The sequence below is a fragment of the Micromonospora sp. NPDC048930 genome, assembly GCF_043197935.1.
Classification (GTDB): domain Bacteria; phylum Actinomycetota; class Actinomycetes; order Mycobacteriales; family Micromonosporaceae; genus Micromonospora.
This window is the reverse complement of record NZ_JBICUB010000002.1, coordinates 677,298-701,248: the sequence shown is the minus strand read 5'-3', so window position 1 is coordinate 701,248 and position 23,951 is coordinate 677,298. Positions and strand designations below refer to the sequence as shown.

The 23,951-nt window shown below is 73.3% G+C and carries 26 protein-coding genes; 15 read left to right on the top strand and 11 right to left on the bottom strand.

All coding sequences use genetic code 11. From position 1 onward, the window contains the following. Nucleotide 1 precedes the first annotated feature (1 nt). Nucleotides 2-508, bottom strand: a complete 507-nt coding sequence (locus tag ACGFI9_RS08735; protein ID WP_393176480.1) for a GbsR/MarR family transcriptional regulator — start codon at nt 506-508, stop codon at nt 2-4. Between the two features lie 96 nt (nt 509-604). On the opposite strand from ACGFI9_RS08735, the gene ACGFI9_RS08730 reads away from it, so the two are divergent. Beyond that, nucleotides 605-1,507, top strand: a complete 903-nt coding sequence (locus tag ACGFI9_RS08730) for an ATP-binding cassette domain-containing protein (protein WP_393176478.1) — start codon at nt 605-607, stop codon at nt 1,505-1,507. Next, the gene (locus ACGFI9_RS08725) at nt 1,504-3,096 is read left to right on the top strand and encodes an ABC transporter permease (protein WP_393176476.1); all 1,593 of its coding nucleotides are present in this window, start codon (nt 1,504-1,506) and stop codon (nt 3,094-3,096) included. Before ACGFI9_RS08730 ends, ACGFI9_RS08725 begins: the two co-directional genes overlap by 4 nt. A gap of 106 nt (nt 3,097-3,202) precedes the next feature. On the opposite strand, the gene ACGFI9_RS08720 is transcribed toward ACGFI9_RS08725, so the two are convergent. Next, nucleotides 3,203-3,532 carry an STAS domain-containing protein gene (locus tag ACGFI9_RS08720; RefSeq protein WP_393176474.1) on the bottom strand — a complete coding sequence of 110 codons (330 nt, stop codon included), beginning with the start codon at nt 3,530-3,532 and terminating at the stop codon, nt 3,203-3,205. A gap of 152 nt (nt 3,533-3,684) precedes the next feature. Between ACGFI9_RS08720 and hemL the strand changes: the two genes are divergently transcribed. The 6 genes from hemL to ccsB are packed head-to-tail and all read left to right on the top strand — an operon-like array spanning nt 3,685 to nt 9,688. Continuing rightward, entirely contained in the window at nt 3,685-5,022 is a 1,338-nt protein-coding gene (hemL, locus tag ACGFI9_RS08715; RefSeq protein ID WP_393176472.1) for a glutamate-1-semialdehyde 2,1-aminomutase, read from the top strand. A gap of 5 nt (nt 5,023-5,027) precedes the next feature. After that, complete coding sequence (locus ACGFI9_RS08710) at nt 5,028-5,675, top strand: histidine phosphatase family protein (RefSeq protein WP_393176470.1); 648 nt, start codon at nt 5,028-5,030, stop codon at nt 5,673-5,675. After that, nucleotides 5,675-6,247, top strand: a complete 573-nt coding sequence (locus ACGFI9_RS08705; RefSeq protein ID WP_393176468.1) for a TlpA family protein disulfide reductase — start codon at nt 5,675-5,677, stop codon at nt 6,245-6,247. The genes ACGFI9_RS08710 and ACGFI9_RS08705 overlap by 1 nt, the downstream gene beginning before the upstream one ends. Continuing rightward, nucleotides 6,247-7,089 carry a cytochrome c biogenesis CcdA family protein gene (locus ACGFI9_RS08700; RefSeq protein WP_393176466.1) on the top strand — a complete coding sequence of 281 codons (843 nt, stop codon included), beginning with the start codon at nt 6,247-6,249 and terminating at the stop codon, nt 7,087-7,089. The genes ACGFI9_RS08705 and ACGFI9_RS08700 overlap by 1 nt, the downstream gene beginning before the upstream one ends. Then, nucleotides 7,089-8,708: a cytochrome c biogenesis protein ResB gene (locus ACGFI9_RS08695; protein WP_393176464.1), complete on the top strand. Its 1,620-nt coding sequence runs from the start codon at nt 7,089-7,091 to the stop codon at nt 8,706-8,708. The genes ACGFI9_RS08700 and ACGFI9_RS08695 overlap by 1 nt, the downstream gene beginning before the upstream one ends. Continuing rightward, nucleotides 8,708-9,688 carry a c-type cytochrome biogenesis protein CcsB gene (ccsB, locus tag ACGFI9_RS08690; protein WP_393176461.1) on the top strand — a complete coding sequence of 327 codons (981 nt, stop codon included), beginning with the start codon at nt 8,708-8,710 and terminating at the stop codon, nt 9,686-9,688. The genes ACGFI9_RS08695 and ccsB overlap by 1 nt, the downstream gene beginning before the upstream one ends. Before the next feature lie 53 nt (nt 9,689-9,741). Here the strand turns inward: ccsB and ACGFI9_RS08685 are convergent, their stop codons facing one another. From ACGFI9_RS08685 to ACGFI9_RS08670, 4 genes are all read right to left on the bottom strand, one after another. Continuing rightward, the gene (locus ACGFI9_RS08685; RefSeq protein ID WP_393176459.1) at nt 9,742-9,942 is read right to left on the bottom strand and encodes a hypothetical protein; all 201 of its coding nucleotides are present in this window, start codon (nt 9,940-9,942) and stop codon (nt 9,742-9,744) included. A 77-nt stretch (nt 9,943-10,019) separates the two neighbouring features. Continuing rightward, the gene (locus ACGFI9_RS08680) at nt 10,020-11,009 is read right to left on the bottom strand and encodes a CU044_5270 family protein (RefSeq protein ID WP_393176457.1); all 990 of its coding nucleotides are present in this window, start codon (nt 11,007-11,009) and stop codon (nt 10,020-10,022) included. Next, the gene (locus ACGFI9_RS08675) at nt 11,006-11,599 is read right to left on the bottom strand and encodes an RNA polymerase sigma factor (protein WP_393176455.1); all 594 of its coding nucleotides are present in this window, start codon (nt 11,597-11,599) and stop codon (nt 11,006-11,008) included. Before ACGFI9_RS08675 ends, ACGFI9_RS08680 begins: the two co-directional genes overlap by 4 nt. 113 nt (nt 11,600-11,712) lie before the next feature. Further along, on the bottom strand, nt 11,713-12,183 hold the full coding sequence (locus ACGFI9_RS08670) for a MarR family winged helix-turn-helix transcriptional regulator (RefSeq protein ID WP_393176453.1): 471 nt from the start codon (nt 12,181-12,183) through the stop codon (nt 11,713-11,715). Between the two features lie 63 nt (nt 12,184-12,246). Between ACGFI9_RS08670 and ACGFI9_RS08665 the strand changes: the two genes are divergently transcribed. Then, nucleotides 12,247-12,807: a carboxymuconolactone decarboxylase family protein gene (locus ACGFI9_RS08665; RefSeq protein ID WP_393176451.1), complete on the top strand. Its 561-nt coding sequence runs from the start codon at nt 12,247-12,249 to the stop codon at nt 12,805-12,807. 36 nt (nt 12,808-12,843) lie between these two features. Here ACGFI9_RS08665 and ACGFI9_RS08660 read toward each other — a convergent pair whose 3' ends face one another. Next, nucleotides 12,844-13,716, bottom strand: coding sequence for an alpha/beta fold hydrolase (locus ACGFI9_RS08660; RefSeq protein WP_393176449.1), 873 nt, complete (start codon nt 13,714-13,716; stop codon nt 12,844-12,846). Between the two features lie 179 nt (nt 13,717-13,895). On the opposite strand from ACGFI9_RS08660, the gene ACGFI9_RS08655 reads away from it, so the two are divergent. Next, nucleotides 13,896-15,356: a menaquinone biosynthesis decarboxylase gene (locus ACGFI9_RS08655; protein WP_393176447.1), complete on the top strand. Its 1,461-nt coding sequence runs from the start codon at nt 13,896-13,898 to the stop codon at nt 15,354-15,356. Then, on the top strand, nt 15,356-16,267 hold the full coding sequence (mqnP, locus tag ACGFI9_RS08650) for a menaquinone biosynthesis prenyltransferase MqnP (protein WP_393176445.1): 912 nt from the start codon (nt 15,356-15,358) through the stop codon (nt 16,265-16,267). Before ACGFI9_RS08655 ends, mqnP begins: the two co-directional genes overlap by 1 nt. Nucleotides 16,268-16,275: 8 nt before the next feature. Here the strand turns inward: mqnP and ACGFI9_RS08645 are convergent, their stop codons facing one another. After that, the gene (locus ACGFI9_RS08645) at nt 16,276-17,262 is read right to left on the bottom strand and encodes a terpene synthase family protein (protein ID WP_393176443.1); all 987 of its coding nucleotides are present in this window, start codon (nt 17,260-17,262) and stop codon (nt 16,276-16,278) included. A gap of 168 nt (nt 17,263-17,430) precedes the next feature. Here ACGFI9_RS08645 and ACGFI9_RS08640 point away from each other — a divergent pair, with 168 nt between their 5' ends. Continuing rightward, complete coding sequence (locus ACGFI9_RS08640; RefSeq protein WP_393176441.1) at nt 17,431-18,075, top strand: UbiX family flavin prenyltransferase; 645 nt, start codon at nt 17,431-17,433, stop codon at nt 18,073-18,075. A 44-nt stretch (nt 18,076-18,119) separates the two neighbouring features. Here ACGFI9_RS08640 and ACGFI9_RS08635 read toward each other — a convergent pair whose 3' ends face one another. Then, nucleotides 18,120-18,386 (bottom strand): BldC family transcriptional regulator, encoded by a 267-nt coding sequence (locus tag ACGFI9_RS08635; protein WP_013473529.1) that lies wholly within the window; start codon nt 18,384-18,386, stop codon nt 18,120-18,122. Nucleotides 18,387-18,656: 270 nt separating this feature from the next. On the opposite strand from ACGFI9_RS08635, the gene ACGFI9_RS08630 reads away from it, so the two are divergent. From ACGFI9_RS08630 to ACGFI9_RS08620, 3 genes are all read left to right on the top strand, one after another. Then, complete coding sequence (locus tag ACGFI9_RS08630) at nt 18,657-19,115, top strand: Lrp/AsnC family transcriptional regulator (RefSeq protein WP_393176439.1); 459 nt, start codon at nt 18,657-18,659, stop codon at nt 19,113-19,115. A gap of 265 nt (nt 19,116-19,380) precedes the next feature. After that, a complete protein-coding gene (locus tag ACGFI9_RS08625; protein ID WP_393176437.1) occupies nt 19,381-20,211 on the top strand; it encodes an SDR family NAD(P)-dependent oxidoreductase in 831 nt (276 codons plus the stop codon). Nucleotides 20,212-20,233: 22 nt separating this feature from the next. After that, entirely contained in the window at nt 20,234-21,325 is a 1,092-nt protein-coding gene (locus ACGFI9_RS08620) for a PLP-dependent cysteine synthase family protein (RefSeq protein WP_393176435.1), read from the top strand. 3 nt (nt 21,326-21,328) lie between these two features. Here ACGFI9_RS08620 and ACGFI9_RS08615 read toward each other — a convergent pair whose 3' ends face one another. Together ACGFI9_RS08615 and ACGFI9_RS08610 are read right to left on the bottom strand one after the other, a co-directional pair. Next, nucleotides 21,329-21,949, bottom strand: a complete 621-nt coding sequence (locus ACGFI9_RS08615) for a putative glycolipid-binding domain-containing protein (protein ID WP_393176679.1) — start codon at nt 21,947-21,949, stop codon at nt 21,329-21,331. A 107-nt stretch (nt 21,950-22,056) separates the two neighbouring features. Then, on the bottom strand, nt 22,057-23,937 hold the full coding sequence (locus tag ACGFI9_RS08610) for a DEAD/DEAH box helicase (RefSeq protein WP_393176433.1): 1,881 nt from the start codon (nt 23,935-23,937) through the stop codon (nt 22,057-22,059). Nucleotides 23,938-23,951: the final 14 nt, after the last annotated feature.

The following is a 23,951-nucleotide window of genomic DNA, read 5'->3' as shown; positions in this document are numbered from 1 at the left end:
GTCAGCCGGCCCGGTCGTCAAGTCCCCGCGCGGCGCGCCAGGCCCGCCACCGTTCGCCCATCGTGTCGAGCTCCGACTGGACGAAGAGGAAGAAGTCCCGCATCTCGGCCACCCGCTCGCCGGCCGGCGTGTCCCGCCCGAGCAGCGCGTTCACCCCGCCATTGGCGATGTCGATGAAGTTCTTGTAGAGGCCGGTCTTGGTGATGGTGGCCTCGTACCAGGGGTTGTCCGGCATCCGGTAGCGGTCCCGGCGGGAGCCCTTGACCGGCTCGCGGACCAGCATGCCGAACTGGGTCAGGTAGCGGACCGCGCCGGAGACCGCCGCCGCGCTGACCCCCAGCCGCTCGCCGATCTCGGCGGCGGTGAGCGGCTGGTCCGCGCTCATCACGGTGAAGAGCACCCGACCGGCCATCCGCGGGAAGCCGACGTCGGCGAAGGCCATCGCCATCCGTTCGACGAAGAGGTGGACCTCTTCCTCGTTCGGGGCCGGGCGGCGGTCGTCAGACATCGGCGGGCGCTCCTCGCGTTAAAAAGCCGTGAAGCTGATCGTGCCTCAGCTCTCACTGTCTTCACAAGTTTGTGAAACGAGCGTAGCTTCCGAAGCATGGAAACCCCAATTGAGGTGTCCGGCCTGGTGAAGACCTTCGGCCGGACCCGAGCGCTCGACGGACTCGACCTCACCGTGCGTGCCGGTGAGGTGCACGGGTTCCTCGGCCCGAACGGCGCCGGCAAGTCCACCACCATCCGCGTGCTGCTCGGCCTGCTGCGGGCGGACGCGGGGGCCGTCCGACTGCTCGGCGGCGACCCCTGGCGCGACGCCGTCGCCCTGCACCGCCGGCTGGCGTACGTCCCGGGCGACGTCACCCTCTGGCCGACGCTGAGCGGCGGCGAGGTGATCGACCTGCTGGGCCGGATGCGGGGCGGGCTCGACCCGAAGCGCCGGGCCGAGCTGCTGGAGTCCTTCGAACTGGACCCGCGCAAGAAGGGCCGGGCCTACTCGAAGGGCAACCGGCAGAAGGTGGGCCTGGTCGCCGCCCTCGCCTCCGACGTCGAGCTGCTGGTCCTCGACGAGCCGACCTCCGGCCTCGATCCGCTGATGGAGGAGGTCTTCCAGCACTGGGTGCGCCGGGCCAAGCAGGACGGCCGGACGGTGCTGCTGTCCAGCCACATCCTGGCCGAGGTGGAGGCGCTCTGCGACCGGGTGACGATCATCCGCAACGGCCGGGCCGTGGAGTCGGGCACCCTCGGCGAGCTGCGCCACCTGCACCGCACCTCGATCGACGCCGAGCTGGCCGCCCCGCTGGACGGGCTGGCCGAGCTGCCCGGCGTGCACGACCTGCGGGTCGACGGCAACCGGGTGCGCTTCGACGTGGACTCCGCCGCGCTGGACACCGCTCTGCGCCGCCTCACCGAGCTGGGCGTACGCAGCCTGGTCAGCAAGCCGCCGACCCTGGAGGAGCTGTTCCTGCGGCACTACGAGGCGGGCCCGGCCGAGGTGACGCGATGAGCACGCTCACCGGCACCCGGCACCTGGTCCGGCTGATCCTGCGCCGGGACCGGTTCCTGCTGCCGCTCTGGGTGCTGGTCCTGGCCGTCCTGCCGATGACCTACGCGACCAGCTTCTTCGACCTCTTCCCGACCGATGCCCAGCGAGCCGCGTACGCCGCCGGCACCGCCCGCAACCCGTCGATCATCGCGCTGCTCGGCCCGGTGTACGGCGACAGCGTCGGCGCGCTGACCGCCCAGCGCGGCGGCTTTCTGCTGGTGATCATCGGGCTGGCCAGCCTGCTCACCGTCATCCGGCACACCCGCACCGAGGAGGAGGCCGGCCGGCGGGAGCTGCTCGGCGCGACCGTGCTCGGCCGGTACGCCGGGCTGACCGCCGCGCTGCTCGTCACGTACGCGGCCGACCTGCTGCTCGGCCTGCTCACCGCCGCCGGGCTGGCCTCCACCGGGCTGCCCGCGGCCGGCTCGTACGCGTACGGGCTCGCCGCCGCGCTGACCGGCGTGGTGTTCGCCACCATCGGCGGGCTGGCCGCCCAGCTCACCGAGACGGCGGGCGGGGCGCGGGGGATCGGCATCGCCGTCCTCGCCGCGGCCTTCGCGCTGCGGATGGTCGGGGACACCGCCAGCAACGACTGGCCGAGCTGGCTCTCCCCGCTCGGCTGGGCCCCGCGCGTGCGCCCGTACGTGGGGGAGCGCTGGTGGGTGCTGGCGCTGCCGCTGGTCGTGTCGGCGCTGGTGGCGGCCTTCGCGTACCCGCTGTCGGTGCGCCGCGACCTGGGTGCCGGGCTGCTGCCGCCCCGGCTCGGGCCGGCCACCGCCGGCTCCGCCCTGGCCGGGCCGTTCGGGCTGGCCTGGCGGCTGCACCGGGGGCAGATCCTCTGGTGGTCGGTCGGCTTCGGCGCGCTCGGGCTGATCCTGGGCGGCGCCGCGAAGGCCGCCGGCCGTTCCGTCGAGGGGAACCCGCAGCTGGAGGAGATCATGGCCCGGATCGGGGGCGCGACCGGGCTGGCCGATGCGTACCTCGGCGCGACGCTGAGCCTGGCGGGCCTGGCGGCGGCCGGGTACGGCGTCCAGGCCGCGCTGCGGATGCGCGCGGAGGAGGCCGCGGGGCGGACCGAGCCGTTGCTCGCCACCGAGACGCACCGCTCGACCTGGCTGCTCTCGCACGTGGCGTTCGCGCTGCTCGGGCCGGTGGTGGTGCTCGCCGTGACCGGTCTGGCCACCGGCCTCACATACGGGCTGAGCGTGCACGACGTGCCGGGCGAGCTGCCCCGGATGCTCGGCGCCGCGTTGGCCCAGGTGCCCGCGGCCTGGGTGCTGGCCGGGTTCGCGGTGCTGCTCTACGGGCTGCTGCCCCGGCTCGCGCCCGTGGCCTGGGGGGTGCTCGCGGTCTGCGTGCTGCTCGGCCAGCTCGGCGCGGTGCTGAAGTTGAGCCAGTGGCTGCTGGACGTCTCCCCGTTCACCCACACCCCGCAGACCCTGGGCACCGACTGGAGCGCCACCCCCCTCTGGACCCTCACCGCGGTGGCCCTGGCCCTCTCCGCGATCGGCCTGACCGCCTTCCACCGCCGCGACGTCCCTACCACCTGACCCCCACCGGCCAGCCCGCGTTGATCAAGGAGTTTGCGTCTGGAATCGCCCCCGATCGGACGCAAACTCCTTGGTCAACAAGGCGGGTGGAGGGGGGAGGGAGGGGTTAGGCGGCTTCGTTGCGGATCATGAGGGCGGAGCGGAGGCCGGTGATGTCCAGGACGCGGAGGAGGAAGTCGCCGACGTTGCTGAGGACCAGCAGGCTCTGGGCGTGGCTGGCCTTGCGGCTGAGCACCACCAGGGTCCCGAGGCCCTGCGAGTCGCAGAAGGTCACCCCGGCCAGGTCGAGCACGATGCGTGGCGGGGGATCGGCCAGCACCTCATTGACGACGGTCGACAGCTGGGCGGCGGTGAGCATGTCGATCTCACCGGCGAGGCGAAGCACGGCTTCCTCGCCCGTCCGATGTACGGTGATGGACAGTTCGGGACGATCCACCGGGTCAGCCTATCGCGATCTCGACCACCGAGCCCGTCGAGCCACGGGCGCGTCGGTCGACCATGCGGCGGGCACGCGCGGCGTGAGCCCGGTAACCCGCGATGCGGGGTGGCTGCCGACCAGCCGCCCGGCGCTGACACAATGGCGGCATCGTGACCGATACCTTTTCCGCCGGATCCGGCCGCTACCCGGCCGACGCGCCGGCCTCCGAGGCCCTGTTCGACCGCGCCAAGGCCATCGTGCCCGGCGGGGTGAACTCCCCCGTGCGCGCGTTCCGCGCCGTGGGCGGCACCCCGCGCTTCATGGTCCGGGGGGAGGGTCCCTGGCTCTTCGACGCCGACGGTCGCCGCTACGTCGACCTGGTCTGCTCCTGGGGTCCGTTGATCCTCGGGCACGCCCACCCGGAGGTGGTCGAGGCGCTGCGCGCCGCCGCCGCCCTCGGCACCAGCTTCGGCACCCCCACGCCGGGTGAGGTCGACCTGGCGGCGGAGATCGTCGCGCGCACCCCGGTCGAGCAGGTCCGGCTGGTCAACTCGGGCACCGAGGCGACCATGTCGGCGATCCGGCTGGCCCGCGGGTTCACCGGCCGCGCCAAGATCGTCAAGTTCTCCGGCTGCTACCACGGCCACTCCGACGCGCTGCTCGCCGCCGCCGGCTCCGGCGTGGCGACCTTCGGCCTGCCCGACTCGCCCGGCGTGACCGGGGCGGCCGCCGGCGACACCATCGTGCTGCCGTACAACGACGTCCGCGCGGTGGAGGAGGTCTTCGCCGCCGAGGGCCCGCACATCGCGGCGATCATCACCGAGGCGGCGGCCGGCAACATGGGCGTGATCGCCCCGCGGGACGGCTTCAACCAGCAGCTCGCCCGAATCGCCCACGCGCACGGCGCGCTGCTCATCGTCGACGAGGTGATGACCGGATTCCGGGTCTCCCGCGCCGGCTGGCACGGCCTCGACGCCTCCGACGCCGACCTGTGGACGTACGGGAAGGTCATGGGTGGCGGCCTGCCCGCGGCGGCGTTCGGCGGCCGCGCGGAGATCATGGCGAGGCTGGCCCCGGCCGGCCCGGTCTACCAGGCCGGCACGCTCTCCGGTAACCCGCTGGCCTGCGCCGCCGGCCTGGCCACGCTGCGGCTGGCCGACGACGCCCTCTACCGCAGGCTCGACGAGACGGCCGCCGTGGTGGGCAAGCTCGCCGCCGACGCGCTGGCCGCCGCCGGGGTCCCGCACCGGCTGTCGTACGCCGGCAACATGTTCTCGATCTTCTTCACCGACGCCGACGTGGCCGACTACGACAGCGCCCGCACGCAGCAGGTGCCCGCGTTCAAGGCGTTCTTCCACGCGATGCTCGCCGCCGGCGTCTACCTGCCGCCGAGCGCGTTCGAGTCGTGGTTCGTGTCGGCGGCGATCGACGACGCCGCCATGGAGCAGATCGCCGCCGCGCTCCCGGGCGCGGCGAGGGCAGCGGCAGCGGCCGGAAACGGGGGGTAGGAATCGTGAGCGAGACGGTGGTGCACGTGCTGCGGCACGGCGAGGTGCACAACCCGGACGGCATCCTCTACGGCCGGCTGCCCGGTTTCCGCCTCTCCGAGCTGGGCGTCCAGATGGCCAAGGCCGCCGCCCAGGCGCTCGCCGACCGGACCGTGGTGCACGTGGTGGCAAGCCCGCTGGAGCGCGCCCAGCAGACCGCCGAGCCGATCGCCGCCCAGTTCGGGCTCCCGGTCGGGGTGGACGAGCGGCTGATCGAGAGCGCGAACTGGTTCGAGGGCAAGAAGGTCTCCCCGGGGGACGGCTCGTTCCGCGACCCGCGCAACTGGTGGGTGCTGCGCGACCCGGTCACCCCGTCCTGGGGTGAGGCGTACCGGGTGATCGCGGAGCGGATGTTCGCCGCGCTGCACGCCGCCCGGGTGGCCGCCGAGGGCCGGGAGGCCGTGCTCGTCTCCCACCAGCTCCCCATCTGGACCCTGCGCCGGTACGTCGAGCGCAAGCGGCTCTGGCACGACCCGCGCCGGCGGCAGTGCGGCCTGGCCAGCCTCACCTCGTTCCACTTCGACGGCGCCAAGGTCGTCGGCATCGGATACGCCGAGCCGGCGGCCCACCTGATCGCCATCTCGCCGACCGCCCGGACGGCCAAGGGGGCCTGATGCGCACCCGGAGGCTCGTCGCCGCCCTGCTCACCGCCGTCACCGCCGGGACGGCGCTGGTCGGCTGCTCCTCCGGGAGCCAGGAGAGCCGCTGCGCGGACCGGAACGGCATCATCGAGTGCGCCCCCGACCAGCGGTCGGCGGCCCCGAAGCTCGCCGGTGACCTGCTCACCGGCGGCCGGTACGACGTCTCCCAGGACCGGGGCGAGGTCGTGGTGGTCAACTTCTGGGGCTCCTGGTGTGCGCCCTGCCGCGCCGAGGCGGACGACCTGGAGGCCACCTACCAGGCCACCAAGGCGTCCGGGGTGACCTTCCTCGGCATCAACGTGCAGGACAGCAAGGACAAGGCGATCGCCTTCGAGGAGGGCCGGGTCACCTACCCGAGCCTCTTCGACCCGGCGAGCCGGCTGGCGCTGGCCCTGGACATCCCGCCGAACACCGTCCCGGCCACGGTCGTGCTGGACCGCGAGGGCCGGATCGCCACGGTGATCCGGGCCGCCGTGACGCAGGACAGGCTGCGCCCCGTCGTCGAGCGGATCGCGGCCGAGCAGCCCGCGTCCGGATCCCGCTGATGGGCGAGACCTTCCGCCAGCTCGCCGAGTCCGGCCCGGTGCTGCTCGCCATCGGCGCGGCGGCCCTCGCCGGGCTGGTCAGCTTCCTCTCCCCGTGCGTGCTGCCGCTGATGCCGGGCTACCTGTCGTACGTCACCGGGCTGGCCGGCGCCGACCTGGAGGGCCGGCCCCGGGCCGACACCGCACCGGCCGCCGGGGACGACGGGGCGACCGGCGGCGGAGTGGCGGTCGCGGCACCCCCGCAGACCCGGACCGTGGCCGCGGTCAAGGCGCGGGTGCTGGCCGGCACGCTGCTCTTCATCGCCGGCTTCACCGCCGTGTTCGTCGCCACCGCGATCCTCTTCTCCGGCGTCGGCAAGCTCTTCTTCCAGCACGAACGCACGCTGGAGATGGTCATCGGCGCGCTGGTGGTCGTGCTCGGTCTCGGCTACCTCGGCGTGATCCCGGGGCTGCAGCGCGAGTTCCGGATCCAGCGGCTGCCCGCCGCCGGCCTGCTCGGCGCCCCCGTCCTCGGCGCGGTCTTCGCGCTCAGCTGGGTGCCGTGCACCGGCCCGACGCTCGGCGCGGTGCTCGGCATGGCCACGGTCGACGGGCGGACCGACCGGGCGGTGCTGCTCGCCGTGGCGTACTGCCTCGGGCTGGGGGTACCGTTCGTCGTCTTCGGGCTGGGCTTCCACCGCCTGCTCGGGGTGTTCCGCGCCGTACGGCGCAACAGCCGCTGGGTCACCCGGATCGGCGGCGCGCTGCTGATCCTGATCGGCCTGGCGCTGGTCACCGGGGGCTGGCAGAACTTCGTGATCTGGTTGCAGACGCACGTGGGCGTGGGCGAGGTGAGCATCTGATGACGTCCGTGGACGACCGGCCGGCCAGCCCGCCGGCCGAGGCGCCCCGGCGACGGGTCCACCCGGTGCTGGCCCTGCTGCGCAACTCCTGGCGGCAGCTCACCAGCATGCGTACCGCGCTGATCCTGCTCTTCCTGCTCGCCATCGCCGCCATCCCCGGCTCGCTGCTGCCGCAGCGCGGGGTCAACCCGGAGAAGGTCAACCAGTACTTCGTCGACCACCCCGACCTCGCGCCCCGGCTCGACCAGTTGGGCATGTTCGAGGTCTTCGGCTCGGTCTGGTTCTCCGCGATCTACCTGCTGCTGTTCACCTCGCTGGTCGGCTGCATCCTGCCCCGGGCCCGCGACCACCTCCGGGCGCTGCGGATGAAGCCGCCGGCCGCGCCGAAGCGGCTCGACCGGCTGCCGCAGCACGCGGTGCTGGAGGCGCCGGCCGCCGCCGACGCCGAGGCGATCGCGGGCGTGCTGCGTCGCCGTCGCTGGCGGGTCGTGGTCCGCGGCGACGAGGTCTCCGCCGAGAAGGGCTACCTCAAGGAGACCGGCAACCTGCTCTTCCACGTCTCGCTGGTCGCCGTCCTGCTCGGGGTCGCGGTCGGCTCCTGGTACGGCTGGCACGGCAACCGGATCCTGGTCTCCGGCGCGGAGAACGCCTTCTGCAACACCCGGCAGCAGTACGCCGAGGCGACCCTCGGCCCCCGGGTGGACAGCGCCGACCTGCCGCCGTTCTGCCTCACCCTGGACAGGTTCGACGCGAAGTACCTGCCGTCGGGGCAGGCCGCGCACTACTGGGCCACGGTGACCGTGGACGAGACCGGCGGGTCGAAGCGGACGGCCGGCTTCTCGGTCAACTCGCCGCTGCGGCTCGGCTCGGCCAACGTCTACCTGCTCGGCAACGGGTACGCCCCGATCCTGAAGTACACCGACAGGTACGGCCGGACCCAGACCAGCACGGTGCCGTTCCTGCGGACCGGCGACAACAACGCGACCGAGGAGGGCGTGGCCGCGTTCCCCGACGCGAACGTCGACCCGAAGACCGGCCAGCGCGCCGCCGACCAGCAGGTCGCCTTCGACGGGCTCTACCTGCCCACCGCGCCGGACAGCGCGCCGTTCGTCTCGTCGCAGTTCCCCGAGGAGCGGAACCCGGCGTTGAACCTGCGCGCCTACCGGGGCAACCTCGGGCTGGACGCCGGCATCCCCGGCTCGGTCTACCAGCTCGACCAGCGGCAGATCGACAACGGCAAGCTGAAGCTGATCGATGAAAAGCTGCTGCGTCTCGGCGAGAAGTGGACCCTGGACGACGGCAGCACGCTGGAGTTCGTCGGCACCCAGCCGTACATCACCATCTCGGTCCGGTACGCCCCCGGGCAGACGCTGATGCTCGTCGCCTGCGTGACCCTGCTGGCCGGCCTGATGGGTTCGCTCTTCGCCCGCCGGCGTCGGGTGTGGTTCCGGGTTTCGCCCCCCGAGGGTGGATCTCCGACGAGCGGTAGTAGTTTGGTGGAGGCCGGTGGGCTGCCGCGCACCGAGCATCCGGGGTTCGCCGACGAGTTCGCGCAGCTCGTCGCCGCGGTCAGCGACGACGGGCGGGGCGACCGGCGGGCACGAGAAGGGGCCGAGTGATGTCCGCACTCTCCGACCAGCTGGTCACGTACGCGATCCTGGCGTACCTGGTCGCCATGATCAGCCACGCCGTCGAGTACGCGCTCGGCAACGCCCGCGCGGTGCCGGCGAAGGCCGTCCCGGCGCGGGAACTGGTCGGCGCGGGCGCCGGCGGCGCCGGCGGGACCGTCGAGGAGCCGGTCACCGCGCCGGCCGCGACCCGGCCCAGCCGCTCGGCCGCCCGGGCCGTGATCGCCGGGCGGATCGCCGCCTGGGTCACCACGCTCGCCGTGGCGCTGCACCTGGGCGCCGTGACCACCCGGGGCATCGCCGCCGAGCGGATGCCCTGGGGCAACATGTACGAGTTCGTGCTGACGGTCACCTTCATCGGGGCCGCGGCCTGGCTGGCGGTGCTCTGGAAGCAGCCGTCGCTGCGCCGGCTCGGGCTCTTCCTGACCCTGGTCATGGTGCTGTTGCTGGCGTTCGCCGAGCTGAAGCTCTATGTCCAGGTCACGCCGCTGATGCCGGCCCTCCAGTCGTACTGGTTCATCATCCACGTGTCGACGATCATCTTCGCCTCCGGCATCTTCCTGCTGGGCGTGGTGCCGGCGGCGGCGTACCTGATGCGGGCCGGCTGGGAGCAGGGCCGGCGGAGCTTCCCGTACACCCTGGCCCGCCGGCTGCCGGCCGCGGCCGGCCTGGAGCGGCTGACCTTCGCGCTGCACGCCTTCGCCTTCCCGATCTTCACCTTCGCGGTGATCGCCGGGGCCATCTGGGCCGAGGCCGCGTGGGGCCGGGCCTGGGGCTGGGACCCGAAGGAGACCTGGGCCTTCATCTCCTGGGTGGTGTACGCCGGCTACCTGCACGCCCGGGCCACCCCGAGCGTCAAGCGCAACGTGGCCACCTGGATCTCGATCCTGGGCTTCCTGACCATGCTGATGAACCTGTTCGGGGTCAACTTCTTCTTCACCGGCCTGCACTCGTACGCCGGCGTCAACTGAGCTGTGGCGCGCCGACCGCCGGGAGCCCCGCGGCCCCCGGCGGTCGCGTCGTCTCAGCGGGCCGGTCGCCGGCTGCTCGGCACCCCGTCGACCCGCAGGGTGATCTGGTACGCCACCTCGGGCAGGTCGGCCAGGTCCAGGCGGTCGGCTCGCAGGGCGAACTGGGCGTGCAGTTCGCGGGCCACCGCGTCCCGGATCTCCGCCTGGAGCGGGGTGAGCCCGTCCGGATCTCCCACCACGTACGCGTCGTCCATGCCCCCCCATGATGCGCGGCGGCCGCCGGCCGGGACAGGCCCCGGGGCCCTATCCCGGCCGGCGTGTGGCGCTTCCGTCAGGGGAGCTGTCCGGCGCGGTCGACCACGGCGACCTTCAGCACCGCCGTCGAGTTGATCGACTCCCCGGCCTTCAGGCCGTACGCGTCCCGGGTCAGCACCTCGTGCTCGCCGAGGAAGGCGGACGTCTTCCGGTCGAAGACCAGCTCGGCCCGGATGCCCTGCACCTCGTCCCGGGCCAGGGCCACCCCGGCGCGGCCCGCCGCGTCGGTGACGTTACCGACGACCCGTACGCCGGGAATCCGCGCGACCGCCTCGAAGACGGCGGCCAGTGTGGCGGGCGACAGGTACGCCTCCCGGATCAGGTCGCCGGCGGTGGTGAACGCCTCCTGGTCCCGCGGGTTCTTCGTCCGGTCCGCTCCGCGATACAGGTACGCCAACATGCCATCGGCGTCGGTGGGCAGGTCGGCGTGGTAGCCCGGGGTGGGCGTGCACTCGACCTGCACTGGCTTGCCGGACTTCCGTTGGGTGCTCGTACCGTCCTGGCACCCCGGCAGGACCATCTCTTCCCGGCCGGTGGCCGTGTCGCCCCGCTCCCGCAGCAGCCCGTCCCGAGTGCCGTCGACGGAGAGCCACACCCGCCGGTGTGCCGGACTGATCGTCGCCGGTTCCGAACCGCCTTCGTGCACGCTCATCGTGACGGTGCGGGACTCGACGTAGATGAACTGGTCGGCGCGGACGGGCCGGGCAGGTTGACGTCTCGCCTGCTCGGCCGCGCCGGCGAGGATCCGCTCGGCGGCGGACGCGGTGGACACCGGGGTCCGCTCCCCGAAGGAGACCACCTGGGTGGCCAGCACGCCGGCGGTCAGCGCCGCGGCGAGGCCGCCCACCGCCGCCAGCCGCCAGCCGAACCGGGGGGCGGTGAGTCGCCGGCCCCGGGCCGGCCGGGTGGCCTCGGTGAGCACCCGGTGCCGGAGCCGGCCGGGCGGGGTGGGTGCGGGCGGGTCGAGGGTACGGCCCAACTCGTCCAGCGACTTCAGGTCGGTCATCGGTCCACCTCGGTGATGTCGGTCGGGTTGCTGTCGCCGAGGGCGGCGCGCAGCTTGCGGCGGGCGCGGTGCAGCCGGGAGCGCACCGTGCCGATCTTGATCTGGAGCGTCTCGGCGACCTCCTCGTAGCTGAGATCGCCCCACGCGACGAGAAGCAGCACGTCCCGGTCGCCGGGGGAGAGCCGGCGCAGCGCCTCGGCCAGGGGACGCCGGGTGGAGCGGGCGGTGACCGACGCGGCGATCCGGTCGGCGAAGCCCTCGGCGACGTCGTCGGTCCCGGCCCGGGCGAGGGCCCGCCAGCGGGCCTCCTCGGACCGGCGGTGCCGGGCGATCTCTCTGGTCAGGATGCCGAAGAACCAGGGACGGGCGTCGGTGCGGGCGAGGTCGTACGAGCTGCGCCGGCGGAACGCGGCGAGGAACGTGTCGGCCACGACGTCCTCGGCGAGTTCCGGCCCGACCCGGCGGTGGGCGTAGCGGTAGAGCTGGGCGGCGTACCGGTCATAGAGCACGCCGAACTCCTCGGCGTCCCGGTGGGACGCCGCGATGGCCGTGGCGTCGTCGACGCCCCGACCGCCCACCACCGTCAGCACGGTGGTGCGGTCTGTCGGAGCTGACTCACGAGGAACCTCCCGTCCACGAACGATCTGACACCCTGTCTCTCCGTCAGCGGGGTTCCGGGTTCACGCCAGGACGGGAGTGGGGCTCAGCCGCCGAACCAGCCGGGGACGTCGAGGCGGAAGAACTCGGCGGGGACCATCCGGCGCAGGTCGTCCTCGATGGCCGCGACCCGGTCGGCGCCGAGGGTGGCCGCCCAGCGGTCGCGGAGCTGGTCGAAGACGACCGCCGAGCGGCGCAGCCCGTCCAGGCCCTTGTCCGTCATCCGGACCAGCTTGCGGCGGGCGTCGGCGGGGTCGTCGACGCGCTCCAGGTAGCCGAGCACCACCAGTCGGTCGACGGTCTTGCCGGCCGCCTGCTTGGAGACGCCGAGGCGCTGGCCCAGGTCGGAGGCGGTGATGCCGCCCGCGCCGACCGCCTGGAGGACGAAGCCGTGGGCCGGGCGCAGCTCGGGGTGGCCCTGCCGGGCCAGCTCGGCGTGCAGGTCGTCGATCAGCGTACGGAAGCCGGCGAGCAGCAGCAGGGGGAGCGCGAAGCCGGGGCGGTCAGACGTTGCCACGTTCGACAACCCCGTTTACTATTTGGTCAACCACGTTGACCATCTTATGTGAGGGGTACCGTCATGTCCCGACCGGTCTTCACCGCCCACACCCCCGACACCGCCCCGGCCGCCGCCCGCCCGGTCATGGCCGGTGTCCACCGCAAGCAGGGGCACCTGCCCACCGCCGTCGCCCTGATGGCCGAGTCGCCGCAGCTGCTCAAGGGCTTCCTGGACGCCAACGCCGTCTTCGAGTCCACCGACCTCGACCCGGTCGCCCGCGAGGTGGTGGTGTTCACCGTCGCCACCCGCAACGAGTGCCACCTCTGCGTGGCCATGCACACCGCCACCCTGAGCCGGCACGACGGCACGGCGGAGCTGGTCGAGGCGCTCCGGGCCGGCGCCGAGCTGCCCGAGCCCCGGCTGGAGGCGCTGCGCCGATTCACCCTGGCCGTGCTCGACCACCGGGGCGCCGTCCCCGACGAGGAGCTGGACGCCTTCCTCGCCGCCGGGTGGCAACCGCGGCACGCGTTGGACGTGGTGCTCGGTGTCGGCACGTACACCATCTCGACCTTCGCCAACCGGCTCACCGGCGCCCCGCTCGATCCGCCCCTCGCCGCGTACGCCTGGGAACCGGCCGCCTGACGGGTCGGCTCGGCGCCCAGGCGTGGCCGGTGCGGGTCAGCTGCGGAGGAAGGGCAGCAGCAGGTCGGCCAGCTGCGACGGGCGCTCCTCGAACAGCCAGTGGCCGCAGTCCTCGACCACCTCGCCGGTCACCGTGTCGGCGTACTGGCGGACCTGGTCGGCGACCTGCGGGCCGAGGCTGGCCCGGGCGCCCACGGCGAGCACCGGCATGGGCAGCCGGGTCGCCCGGTACGCCGCGTTGTCCGCGACGTCCTGGCCGAACGCCCGGAAGTATCCGAAGCTGGCCCGCAGGTGCGCCTCGTCGCGCAGGTGCCCCGCGTACTCCTCGATGTCGTCGGGGCCGAGGCTGCCCTTGTTGACCATGATCGAGTCACTGAAGCGGTCGACCCAGGTCGCCTCCCGGCCGGCGACGAGCTGCTCCGGCAGGCCGTTCGGAACGGTGAAGAAGCCGAAGTTCCACACCGCCGGGCCGGCGGCCGTCAGCGCGGGGAACGTGTAGATGCTCTCGTCGGGGATCGGAGCCTCGGTGAGGACCAGCCGCGCGACCTGGTCGGGGTGGGCGGCGGCGTAGGCGTACGCCACCATCGTGCCCACGTCGTGGCCGACCAGCCGGGTCTCCCCGGTCAGGCCGAGCCCGGTGAGCAGCCCGTGCAGGTCGGCAGCGACCGTCTTCTTGTCGTACCCGCCGGGCGGGGCGTCGCTGTCGCCGAAGCCGCGCAGGTCGGGCGCGACCACCTCGTACGACTCGGCCAGCTGGGGCAGGAGGTGCCGCCACATGCGCCAGCACTGCGGGTAGCCGTGCAGCAACATCACCGTCGGCCCCCGCCCGCCGCGGACGTAGTTCAGTGTGACTTCGCCGATCTGGGCCCGCTGCTCGGTGAACCCGACCGGAAGCCGTCCATCACCCATGGTCCCCCCACCCCGGCCTCGCCGGACCGCCCGACTACCCGTCCAGCTCCCGTCCATGCCGGTGTCGGTGTGTGTAACAGGGGCCCCCTGCTCTACCGGAGGCGTTAAGAAGGGGCCCCTGCTTGCATCACAGCACCCGGCGTGGGCGGGGCTGGGGGCGGTGCGGGAGGATGGCGGGCATGGCGGCTCGTGGCTTCCCGTACACCGATCTCAAGGACTTCCTCGCGGCCCTGGAGCGCGCGGGCGAGCTGCGGCGGGTGAGCGTCCCGGCCGACCCCACCCTGGAGATCAGCGAGGTGGTCACCCGGACCGTCCGGGCCGGCGGCCCGGCGCTGCTCTTCGAGCGGCCGACCCGGGGCGAGCTGCCGGTGGCGATCAACCTGTTCGGCACCGAGAAGCGGATGGCGATGGCGCTCGGCGTCGACTCGTTGGACGAGATCGGCGAGCGGATCGGCGGGCTGATCAAGCCCGAGCTGCCGGTCGGCTGGTCCGGCATCCGCGAGGGCCTGGGCAAGGTCATGCAGCTCAAGTCGGTGCCGCCGCGCAAGGTGAAGACCGCCCCCTGCCAGCAGGTGGTGTACCGGGGCGACGACGTCGACCTCAACCGGCTCCCCGGCCTCCAGGTCTGGCCCGGCGACGGCGGGATCTTCCACAACTACGGGCTGACCCACACCAAGCACCCGGAGACCGGCAAGCGCAACCTCGGGCTCTACCGGCTCCAGCAGCACAGCCGGAACACGCTGGGCATGCACTGGCAGATCCACAAGGACTCCACCGCCCACCACGCGGTCGCCGAGCGGCTCGGCCAGCGCCTCCCGGTCGCCATCGCCATCGGTTGCGACCCGGTGGTCTCGTACGCCGCGACCGCGCCGCTGCCCAGTGACATCGACGAGTACCTGTTCGCCGGCTTCCTGCGCGGCGAGCGGGTGGAGATGGTCGACTGCCTGACCGTGCCGCTGCAGGTTCCGGCGCACGCCCAGGTGGTGCTGGAGGGCTACCTGGAGCCCGGCGAGCGGCTGCCCGAGGGGCCCTTCGGCGACCACACCGGCTTCTACACCCCGGTCGAGCCGTTCCCGGTGCTGCACGTCGAGACGATGACCATGCAGCGCGACGCGGTCTACCACTCGATCATCACGTCCAAGCCGCCGCAGGAGGACCACGGCCTGGGCAAGGCCACCGAGCGGATCTTCCTGCCGCTGCTCAAGCTGATGATCCCGGACATCGTGGACTACGACCTGCCGGCCGCCGGCGTCTTCCACAACTGCGCCATCGTCTCCATCCGCAAGCGCTACCCGAAGCACGCGCAGAAGGTGATGAACGCGATCTGGGGCGCCCACCTGATGTCGCTGACCAAGCTGATCGTGATCGTCGACGAGGACTGCGACGTGCACGACTACAACGAGGTCGCGTTCCGCGCCTTCGGCAACGTCGACTACGCCCGGGACCTGCTGGTCACCGAGGGGCCGGTCGACCACCTCGACCATTCGTCGTACCAGCAGTTCTGGGGTGGCAAGGCGGGCATCGACGCGACCCGCAAGCTGCCCACCGAGGGCTACACCCGGGGCTGGCCGGAGGAGATGACCATGTCGCCCGAGGTGGTCTCGCTGGTCGACAAGCGCTGGAAGGAGTACGGCATCTGATGGCGACCGTGCTGGAGCCCGTCGAACGCCCGGGCCGGGTCAAGTCCTTCCTCAAGCTGGTCACGATCGAGCACTCGGTCTTCGCCCTGCCGTTCGCGTACCTGTCCGCGCTGACCGCGATGCGGGTCAACGGCGGGCACGTCCGCTGGCGCGACCTGCTGCTGATCACCGTGGCGATGGTCGGGGCGCGGACGTTCGCGATGGCCGCCAACCGGATCCTCGACCGGCGGATCGACGCGCGGAACCCGCGTACCGCCAACCGGGAGCTGGTCACCGGGGCGGTGAGCGTCCGCACGGCGTGGACCGGCGCGGCCGTCGCGCTGGTGGTCTTCCTCGCCGCCGCCGCCCTGCTCAACCCGCTCTGCCTGGCGCTCGCCCCGCTCGCCGTGGTCCCGCTGGTCGTCTACCCGTACGGCAAGCGGTTCACCAACTGGCCGCACGCCATCCTGGCGATTGCCCAGGCGGTCGGCCCGGTGGGCGCCTGGCTGGCGGTCACCGGCACCCTCGCCGGCTCCGGGCCGGCCTGGCTGCTCGGCGCCGCCGTCGGCCTGTGGATCGGCGGCTTCGACCTGATCTACGCGTGCCAGGACTCCGAGATCGACCGGGAGATCGGGGTGCACAGCGTCCCGGCCCGCTACGGCCGGCGCTTCGCGCTGCACGCCTCCACCGTCGCGCACGTGGTGACCTTCGCCCTGTTCATCTGGTTCGGCGCGCTGGTCGGCTTCGGCTGGCTCTGGTGGATCGGGCTGGCGCTCACCGCGCTCGCCTTCGGCTACCAGCACCTGGTGGTCAGCCCGACCGACCTGAGCAAGGTCAACCGGGCGTTCTTCACCGCCAACGGCTTCGTCGGCATCGCGCTGTTCGTGTTCGCCCTGCTGGATCTGGTGGTCCGCCTCGGCCTGCGCGCCTGAGGCCCGGCCTAGCGAGCCCGCGCGGGCTCCTTGTCGCCGGCGTCGACCGGGTAGCGGGTGCTCTCCAGTGTCCAGTCGACGGTGCCCCGGACCGCGTTGGCCACCCCGTCGAGATGGGTGGTGACCGACTCGTCCAGCGCCGGACCGAACGACGGCACGGCGGCGCGCAGCGCCATGAAGCGGGCCATCTCGGTCCGCCAGCGCGCCGCGACCAGCTCGACCGCGGTCTCCACCGGCACGCCCCGCTCGGCGGCCACGGCCAGCACCAGGTTGTGGCCCCCGGCGGTGGCCCGGTCCCGGTCCAGCGAGGCGATGTCGTTGAACCAGGAGAGCAGGTCGTTGGCGAGCTGGCCGAGCCGGCGCAGCGCGGGATGGTGGTAGACCGCGTCGGGCAGCGGCCGGCCGGCCGCGAACTCGATCAGCGGGTACGCCACGTACGCGGCCGAGGTGGCCCGGCGCAGCTCCACGTACTCGTCCACGCCGGGTGGGCGGCCGGTGCCGCGGGCCACCGCCTCCCGCCAGACGCCGTCGAGATGGTCGGCGACCGCGTCGGCGAAGCGGAGCCGCCAGCGGGCCGGCATCCGGCGCCGGGGCTCCCGCCACGCCCGCACCAGCAGCCGGCGCAGCGGGCCGGAGAACCCGGGGTGCCGGGCCCGGGGTCCCTCGCGGAGCAGGGCGAGCGCCCCGTCCCGCAGCGCGCGGATCGGGGCCGGATCGGGCCGGCCGGGCCCGTCGCAGGCGTCGTCGACCAGGAAGAACCAGGTGAACAGCGCGGTCAGCGCGCGCAGGTCGGGCTCGCTGGCCTCCGGGTAGAGCCGGCCGGCGTACCGGGCGAAGCCGGCGCGGGCCAGCCGCTCCCGGGCGGCCGGGTCCGGCGGCAGGCCGAGCCCGTCGAGCTGGTCGACCAGCCACTCCTGCACCCGGTCGGCGCAGGGGGAGAGCCGGGGCGCGATCGGGCAGTCGGACCGCAGCGACCGGAGCACCGCCTCCGTCATCACCGATCCCTTCCATGGATGTGGATCGCAGACGGAAGCATGGCAGGTCGCCGCAGCGGCCGTTGCCCGGGTGGACAACGTTGCTTGTCGTGGGGCAAGCAGGACGTCCGGGACGGTTCCCCGGGGGTCCCCGCCCGGGGCCGGAACCGACCAGGCAGGCTTGCCGGTATGCGCGAACCATGGGTGGTCGGCGTCTCAGGGGCGTCCGGTACGCCGTACGCGGCCGCGGTGATCCGTGGCCTGCTCGACGCCGGTGCGGCGGTGGACCTGATCGTCTCCCGGGCCGCCCGGTTGACCATCCTCGACGAGACCGGCCGCCCGTTCCGGGACGGGCACTGGGCCGAGGACCTCGCGGCCTGGCTGGGCCGCGACCTCGCCGACGCCGACCTGCGGCACTGGCCCGCCGGCGACCTGGCCGCCGGCCCCAGCAGCGGCTCCTACCGGGTACGCGGCATGGCGGTCGTCCCGGCGAGCACGGCGGCCTGCGCCGGGATCGCGATCGGGCTCTCCAAGGACCTCCTGCAGCGCGCCGCGGAGGTGAATCTGAAGGAGCGGCGGCCGGTGGTGGTGGTCCCCCGGGAGACCCCGGTGACCCGCAGCCACCTGGAGCACCTCATTACGTTGCACGACGCCGGTGCCGTCGTGCTGCCGGCCAGCCCCGGCTTCTACGGCGCCGGGGCGGCGGCCTCCGCCCAGCAGCTGGTCGACTTCGTGGCCGGCAAGGTGCTGGATGCGCTCGGCGTGCCGCACACCCTGTTCCGGCGCTGGTCGGGTGAGCTGGCGGCGGCCCGGCGGGACGCGGAACCGACCTGACGGTGCTGGTCGGAGAGCTGGTCCGCGTCCCGCTCGGTGCCGACTCAGTACATGCCGGCGTTCGCCGGGCCAGGGCCGGTCGAGGCGGTGGGGCCCATGTTGCGCGCCTTGCCCATGTCCTCCGCCTCGTCCAGCATGCCCTCCCCTTCAAGCAGGGCCCGCACCTCGGATTCCCGAAACCGGCGATGCCCGCCTGGAGTCCGGATGCTGCCTATCCGGCCGGCCGCTGCCCATCTGGTCACGGTCTTCGGGTCTACCCGAAACAGCGCAGCGACCTCTCCCGGTGTCAGCAGGCGATCTCCAGTGTCCACAGCCCCCTCCTCGCATCGACGAAGCCCCCGGCTGAACACACTGCCCCCGGCCGGTGCGAGCCCAGAGCCGTCATGAGGGACGTATGGCAATTACAGCACCAGCGAACCGGCCTGTCCGCCCAAACGCGAAAAAAGCACGGAAGTGAGAAGTTAGTAAATGGTACCGGCAGAGAGGTCCCCTGACAGTTGGATTGTGAACCGTTACATGACGTCACATTCAACTGTTACCGACCGCCGGACGTTACGCCCGAACGGCTAGGGTGACACTCCGTGGATGCGATCGACCTCAGTCTCGTCGAGCTGCTGCGCGGCAACGCCCGCCTCTCGTACGCCGAGCTGGCCCGCCAGGTGGGGCTCTCCGCCCCGGCCGTGCACGAGCGGGTCGGCAAGCTCGAGTCGGGCGGGATCATCCGGGCGTACCGGGCCGAGGTCGAGCCGGAGGCGATCGGGCTCGGCGTCACGGCGCTGATCGGCATCGTGGAGGACTCCACCGCCGACACCGACGACGTTCTGGAGGCGTTCCGGCAGATGCCGGAGATCGAGTCCTGCTACTTCATGGCCGGGGTCGAGTCCTTCCTGCTCAAGGCCCGGGTGGGCACCATCGCCGAGCTGGAGCAGCTGATCGTCCGGTTGAACCGGACCCCGGGCGTCGCCTCCACCCGTACCGGCATCGCCCTGTCGACCAAGTGGGAGAACCGCCCCCAGCCGATCGAGCCGTCCGCCTCCTGATCCCCGCCTCCGGCGGGTCGCGTCGGGTCCGACACCCCTCGTCGGCCGCCTGTGGAGCTGATATCACGAACGACTCACCGAACGGCGACGAGCGGCCCGGCGGGGCTCCAGGCAGCCGCTGCCGGGTCACGGGCGGGCGCGGTTGAGTCGTCTGAGATATCAGCTCCACAGCGGGGCGCAAGCAGGTCCGCTGTCGGCGAGACGCGGACCGGCATCGGCCGGGCGACTCTGGTCCTGCCGGGCTGGGCGGGGATACCGTGCGCCGATGACGATCTCGACGCGGGGCACGGCCGTGGTGACCGGGGCGGCCGGCGGGCTGGGCCGGGCGATCGCCACCGCGCTGCACGCCGACGGCTGGCGCGTCCTGCTCACCGATCTGGACGCCGAGGCCGTGGCCGCCGCCGCGGCGCCGCTCGGCGGGTGGTCGCGCGCCCTCGACGTACGCGACGAGACGGCCTGCGCCGAGGTGGCGGCGGAGGCGGCGGGCGCCGACGGCGGGCTGGGCCTCTGGGTGAACAACGCCGGCATCCTGGCCACCGGCCCGGCCTGGACGCATGATGCGGCGACCCGGCGGCGGCTGGTCGAGGTGAACGCGCTCGGGGCGATGAACGGCACCCTCGCCGCCCTGGCCGTGATGCGGCGGCAGGGCCACGGGCACGTGCTCAACGTCGTGTCCCTCGCCGGGCTGGTCGCCGCACCCGGCGAGACCGTCTACGCGGCCAGCAAGCACGCCCTGCTCGCGTTCAGCCTCGGCATCCTCACCGACCTGCGGATGGCCGGCGTTCGGGGCGTACACGTGTCGTGCCTGTGCCCGGACGGGATCTGGACGCCGATGCTGCACGACAAGCTGGACGACCCGGGGGCCCTGGCCTCCTTCACCGGGACGCTGCTGACGCCCGAGCGGGTGGCCGCGCGGGCGGTGCGGCTGGCCCGCCGCCCGCGCCCGGTGGTCAGCCTGCCGCGCTGGCGCGGCGTCCAGGTCCGGCTCCTCGACACCTTCCCCCGGCTGGCTCTGGCGCTGCTGCCGGTGGTCCGGGCGGCGGGCCGGGCCGGTCAGCGCCGGCAGGCGGGCAGGGTCCGTCCGGACCCGAGCTGACCTCGCTTGTAACGTTGCCGGCGTGACTCATCTCGACCGGTGTGACGAGGCCAGCCGTACGTGGGTGACCGAGGCGATCGCCACGGTCGAGGCCGACGCCAACCGCTCCGCCGACACCCACCTGCTGCCCTTCCCGCTGCCCCGGGAGTGGGGGATCGACCTCTATCTCAAGGACGAGTCGGTGCACCCCACCGGCTCGCTCAAGCACCGGCTCGCCCGCTCGCTCTTCCTCTACGGGCTGTGCAACGGCTGGATCGGCCCGGAGACCACCGTCATCGAGGCGTCCTCGGGGTCGACCGCGGTCTCGGAGGCGTACTTCGCCCGGATGCTGGGGCTGCCGTTCATCGCGGTCATGCCCGCCTCCACCTCGCCCGAGAAGATCGCCCAGATCGAGTTCCAGGGCGGGCGCTGCCACCTGGTCGACGACCCGGCGAAGGTGGTGATCGAGGCCCGCTGGCTCGCCGAGGACACCGGCGGGCACTTCATGGACCAGTTCACCTACGCCGAGCGGGCCACCGACTGGCGGGGCAACAACAACATCGCCGAGTCGATCTACGCCCAGCTCGCGCTGGAGCGGCACCCGGTGCCGGCCTGGATCGTGGTGGGCGCCGGGACCGGCGGCACCAGCGCCACCATCGGCCGGTACGCCCGCTACCGGCGGCTGCCCACCAAGCTCTGCGTGGTCGACCCGGAGAATTCCGCCTTCTATCCGGCCTGGCAGGCCGCCGACTGGTCGGTGCGGACCAACCGCGGCTCCCGGATCGAGGGGATCGGCCGGCCCTGCGTCGAGGCGTCCTTCCTGCCGTCGGTGGTGGACCGGATGGTCCAGGTGCCGGACGCCGCCTCGCTGGCCGCGATGCGGGCCGGGTCGGCCGTCCTCGGTCGCCGGGTGGGCGGTTCCACCGGCACCAACCTCTGGGGCGCGTTCGGGCTGATCGCCGAGCTGGTCGCCGCCGGGCGGACCGGCTCGGTGGTCACCCTGATCTGCGATCCGGGGGACCGCTACGCCCACACGTACTACTCCGACGAGTGGGTGGCCGCGCAGGGGCTGGACCTCGCCCCGCACCTGGCCACCATCGACCGGTTCCTCGCCACCGGCGCCTGGCCGGCCTGACGGTCAGCGCGCGCCGACCCGCTCGGCCAGGCCGGGGTAGCGGACCACGAAACCGTCCGGGTCCACGTCCAGGTCGGCGGTGAACGTGCCGCTGGCGAAGCGGATCCGGCCGGGGCCGAGCGAGGTGTAGACCTGATCGGCCGGGACCACCAGGAGGCTGGGCACCAGGACCCACGCCACGGTGACCGGCCGGGCCAGGTCCGCCGGGGCCCGACCCAGCCCGATCCGGCGGATCGGCAGGGTGTTGAACAGCGGCGACCCGCCCAGGTCGACATCGAGCGCGTCGGCCAGCTGGTCCGGTTCTCCGGTGCCCGGGAGGCCGACCGGCGGATGCCCGGTCGCGTCCAGCGCCGCGTCCAGGTTGCCCTCCTCGCCGGTACGCACCTGCCAGCCGTCCCCGCCCCGCTCCAGGCGTACGCTCCGCGTCCAGCCGGCCCCCTCGACCTCGGCCTCCAGCCGTCTGGTCGACCAGTCCGCGTCAGCGGTCAACCGGTACCGGAGGGTGTACGGGATCGGGTCGACGGCCAGCGCCACGCCCTGCGCGGAGAGGCCCTGACGGTCATCGAAGACGACCTGCTCGGAGCCGGCGGTGTCGGTCCTGGTCCAGAAGAGGGACTTCGGCATGGTCGGCATGAATCGGACGTTACGCGACCCGACGGGCGCTGGCACGGGATGCGGAAACGCCGCCGCCGGGCGGTGGCCCGACGACGGCGTCCCGTCGTTCCGTCAGCTCAGTGGGCGCGCGCCGGCGGGCGCCCGAAGCCCCGCCGGTCGTCCCGGCCCCGCCCCTCGGGGCGGAAGCCGCCCCGGCGGTCCGGGGAGCGGAACTCCCCGCTCCGCTCGCCGAAGCGTCGGTCGCCCCGGCCGTCCGGGACGCCGAAGCCCCGCCCGCCGGTCGGCCGGTCATCGAAGCGCCGGTCCCCGCGCTCGCCGGCACCCCGGCGGTCGGCGAAGCGGCGGTCGTCCCGCCCGTCCCGGTCGGCGTGGCGGCGCTCGCCGAAGCCCCGCTCGCCCGTGGGGCGGCCCTGGCCACGGTCGTCCCGGTTCCCGAAGCGCCGCTCGCCGGACCGCTGGTCGTCGCGGTCGCCGAAGCGCCGCTCACCACGCCCGTCCCGATCGAATGAGCCGCGGCCGTCCCGGTCGAATGAGCCGCGGCCGTCCCGGTCGAATGAGCCACGGCCGTCCCGGTCGAACGAGCCACGGCCGTCCCGGTCGAACGAGCCACGCTCGCCCCGGTCGCCGTAGGCCCGGCCGCCGAAGCGGCGCTCGCCGCGCCCGTCCCGGCCGAACCCGCCGCGTCCCTCCCGGTCGCCGAAGCGGCGGCCACCGGCCGGACGCTCACGGCGCGGCTCAGGCTCGTCGCGGACCGGTACGCCGCTGGGCTCGCGGGCGCCGGTCAGCTCGGCCAGCGCCGGGTCGCCCGCCCGGACCCGGGTCTGGGCCGGCTCGACGCCCGCCTTCTCCAGCATGGCCAGCGTGGTGCGCCGCTGCTTCGGCAGCACCAGGGTCGCCACCGCGCCCGACTCCCCGGCCCGGGCGGTACGTCCGGCCCGGTGCAGGTAGTCCTTCGGGTCCTTCGGCGGGTCGACGTGCAGCACCAGCGTCACCCCGTCGACGTGGATGCCCCGGGCCGCCACGTCGGTGGCGACCAGCACGTTCATCCGGCCCTCGCGGAACTCGGCCAGGGTCCGGGTACGCATCCGCTGGGTCTTGCCGCCGTGCAGGCCGCCAGCGCGTACGCCCACCGCCGCGAGCTGCTCGACGAGCCGGTCGACGCCGAGCTGCGTACGGGCGAAGAGCATGGTGCGGCCGTCCCGGGCCGCGATGGACGCCGCGACGGCGAACTTGTCGTGCGGCGGGATCAGCAGCAGGTGGTGGTCCATGGTGGACACGGCGGCGGTCGGTGGCGCGGTGGAGTGCGTGACCGGCTCGGTCATGAACCGCTTGACCAGCGTGTCCACGTCGTTGTCCAGGGTGGCCGAGAAGAGCAGCCGCTGGGCGTCCGCCGGGGTCTTGGCGAGCAGCTCGGTGACCTCGGGCAGGAAGCCCATGTCGGCCATCTGGTCGGCCTCGTCCAGCACGGTGATCTCGACGTCGTCCAGCTTGCAGACGCCCCGCTCGATGAGGTCGCCGAGCCGCCCCGGGGTGGCCACGACGATCTCCACGCCCCGGCGCAGCGCGTCGATCTGCCGGTCGTACGGGACGCCGCCGACGGCGGTCTTGAGGAAGATGCCCACCGCCTTGCCGAGCGGCATCAGCGCGTCGTTGACCTGCATGGCCAGCTCGCGGGTGGGGACCAGGACCAGGGCGCGCGGGTGCAGCGGCCGGGCCCGGTTGCGGTCGGCGAGCCGGGCGATGACCGGCAGGCCGAAGGCGAGCGTCTTACCGGAACCGGTCTGGCCCCGGCCGAGCACGTCCCGGCCGGCGAGGGCGTCCGGCAAGGTGGCCCGCTGGATCTCGAACGGTGTGGTGATGCCCTGGCGGGCCAGCGCGTCGACGAGCTGCCGGGGCAGGCCCAGCGCGGCGAAGTCGGGGGTGTCGGTGGCCGGGAGCTCCGGCGTGCGGATCTGGTCAGCGGACGGGGACGTGCCGGGGGCAGCGTAGGTGGTCAAGAAATGCCTTTCGA

Bases quoted from the DNA above. Each gene is read 5' to 3' on its own strand.
- ACGFI9_RS08735 (WP_393176480.1), bottom strand. From the start codon at position 508: ATGTCTGACGACCGCCGCCCGGCCCCGAACGAGGAAGAGGTCCACCTC.
- ACGFI9_RS08730 (WP_393176478.1), top strand. From the start codon at position 605: ATGGAAACCCCAATTGAGGTGTCCGGCCTGGTGAAGACCTTCGGCCGG.
- ACGFI9_RS08725 (WP_393176476.1), top strand. From the start codon at position 1,504: ATGAGCACGCTCACCGGCACCCGGCACCTGGTCCGGCTGATCCTGCGC.
- ACGFI9_RS08705 (WP_393176468.1), top strand. From the start codon at position 5,675: ATGCGCACCCGGAGGCTCGTCGCCGCCCTGCTCACCGCCGTCACCGCC.
- ACGFI9_RS08700 (WP_393176466.1), top strand. From the start codon at position 6,247: ATGGGCGAGACCTTCCGCCAGCTCGCCGAGTCCGGCCCGGTGCTGCTC.
- ACGFI9_RS08695 (WP_393176464.1), top strand. From the start codon at position 7,089: ATGACGTCCGTGGACGACCGGCCGGCCAGCCCGCCGGCCGAGGCGCCC.
- ccsB (WP_393176461.1), top strand. From the start codon at position 8,708: ATGTCCGCACTCTCCGACCAGCTGGTCACGTACGCGATCCTGGCGTAC.
- ACGFI9_RS08685 (WP_393176459.1), bottom strand. From the start codon at position 9,942: ATGGACGACGCGTACGTGGTGGGAGATCCGGACGGGCTCACCCCGCTC.
- ACGFI9_RS08680 (WP_393176457.1), bottom strand. From the start codon at position 11,009: ATGACCGACCTGAAGTCGCTGGACGAGTTGGGCCGTACCCTCGACCCG.
- ACGFI9_RS08665 (WP_393176451.1), top strand. From the start codon at position 12,247: ATGTCCCGACCGGTCTTCACCGCCCACACCCCCGACACCGCCCCGGCC.
- ACGFI9_RS08660 (WP_393176449.1), bottom strand. From the start codon at position 13,716: ATGGGTGATGGACGGCTTCCGGTCGGGTTCACCGAGCAGCGGGCCCAG.
- ACGFI9_RS08655 (WP_393176447.1), top strand. From the start codon at position 13,896: ATGGCGGCTCGTGGCTTCCCGTACACCGATCTCAAGGACTTCCTCGCG.
- mqnP (WP_393176445.1), top strand. From the start codon at position 15,356: ATGGCGACCGTGCTGGAGCCCGTCGAACGCCCGGGCCGGGTCAAGTCC.
- ACGFI9_RS08645 (WP_393176443.1), bottom strand. From the start codon at position 17,262: ATGACGGAGGCGGTGCTCCGGTCGCTGCGGTCCGACTGCCCGATCGCG.
- ACGFI9_RS08640 (WP_393176441.1), top strand. From the start codon at position 17,431: ATGCGCGAACCATGGGTGGTCGGCGTCTCAGGGGCGTCCGGTACGCCG.
- ACGFI9_RS08625 (WP_393176437.1), top strand. From the start codon at position 19,381: ATGACGATCTCGACGCGGGGCACGGCCGTGGTGACCGGGGCGGCCGGC.
- ACGFI9_RS08615 (WP_393176679.1), bottom strand. From the start codon at position 21,949: ATGCCGAAGTCCCTCTTCTGGACCAGGACCGACACCGCCGGCTCCGAG.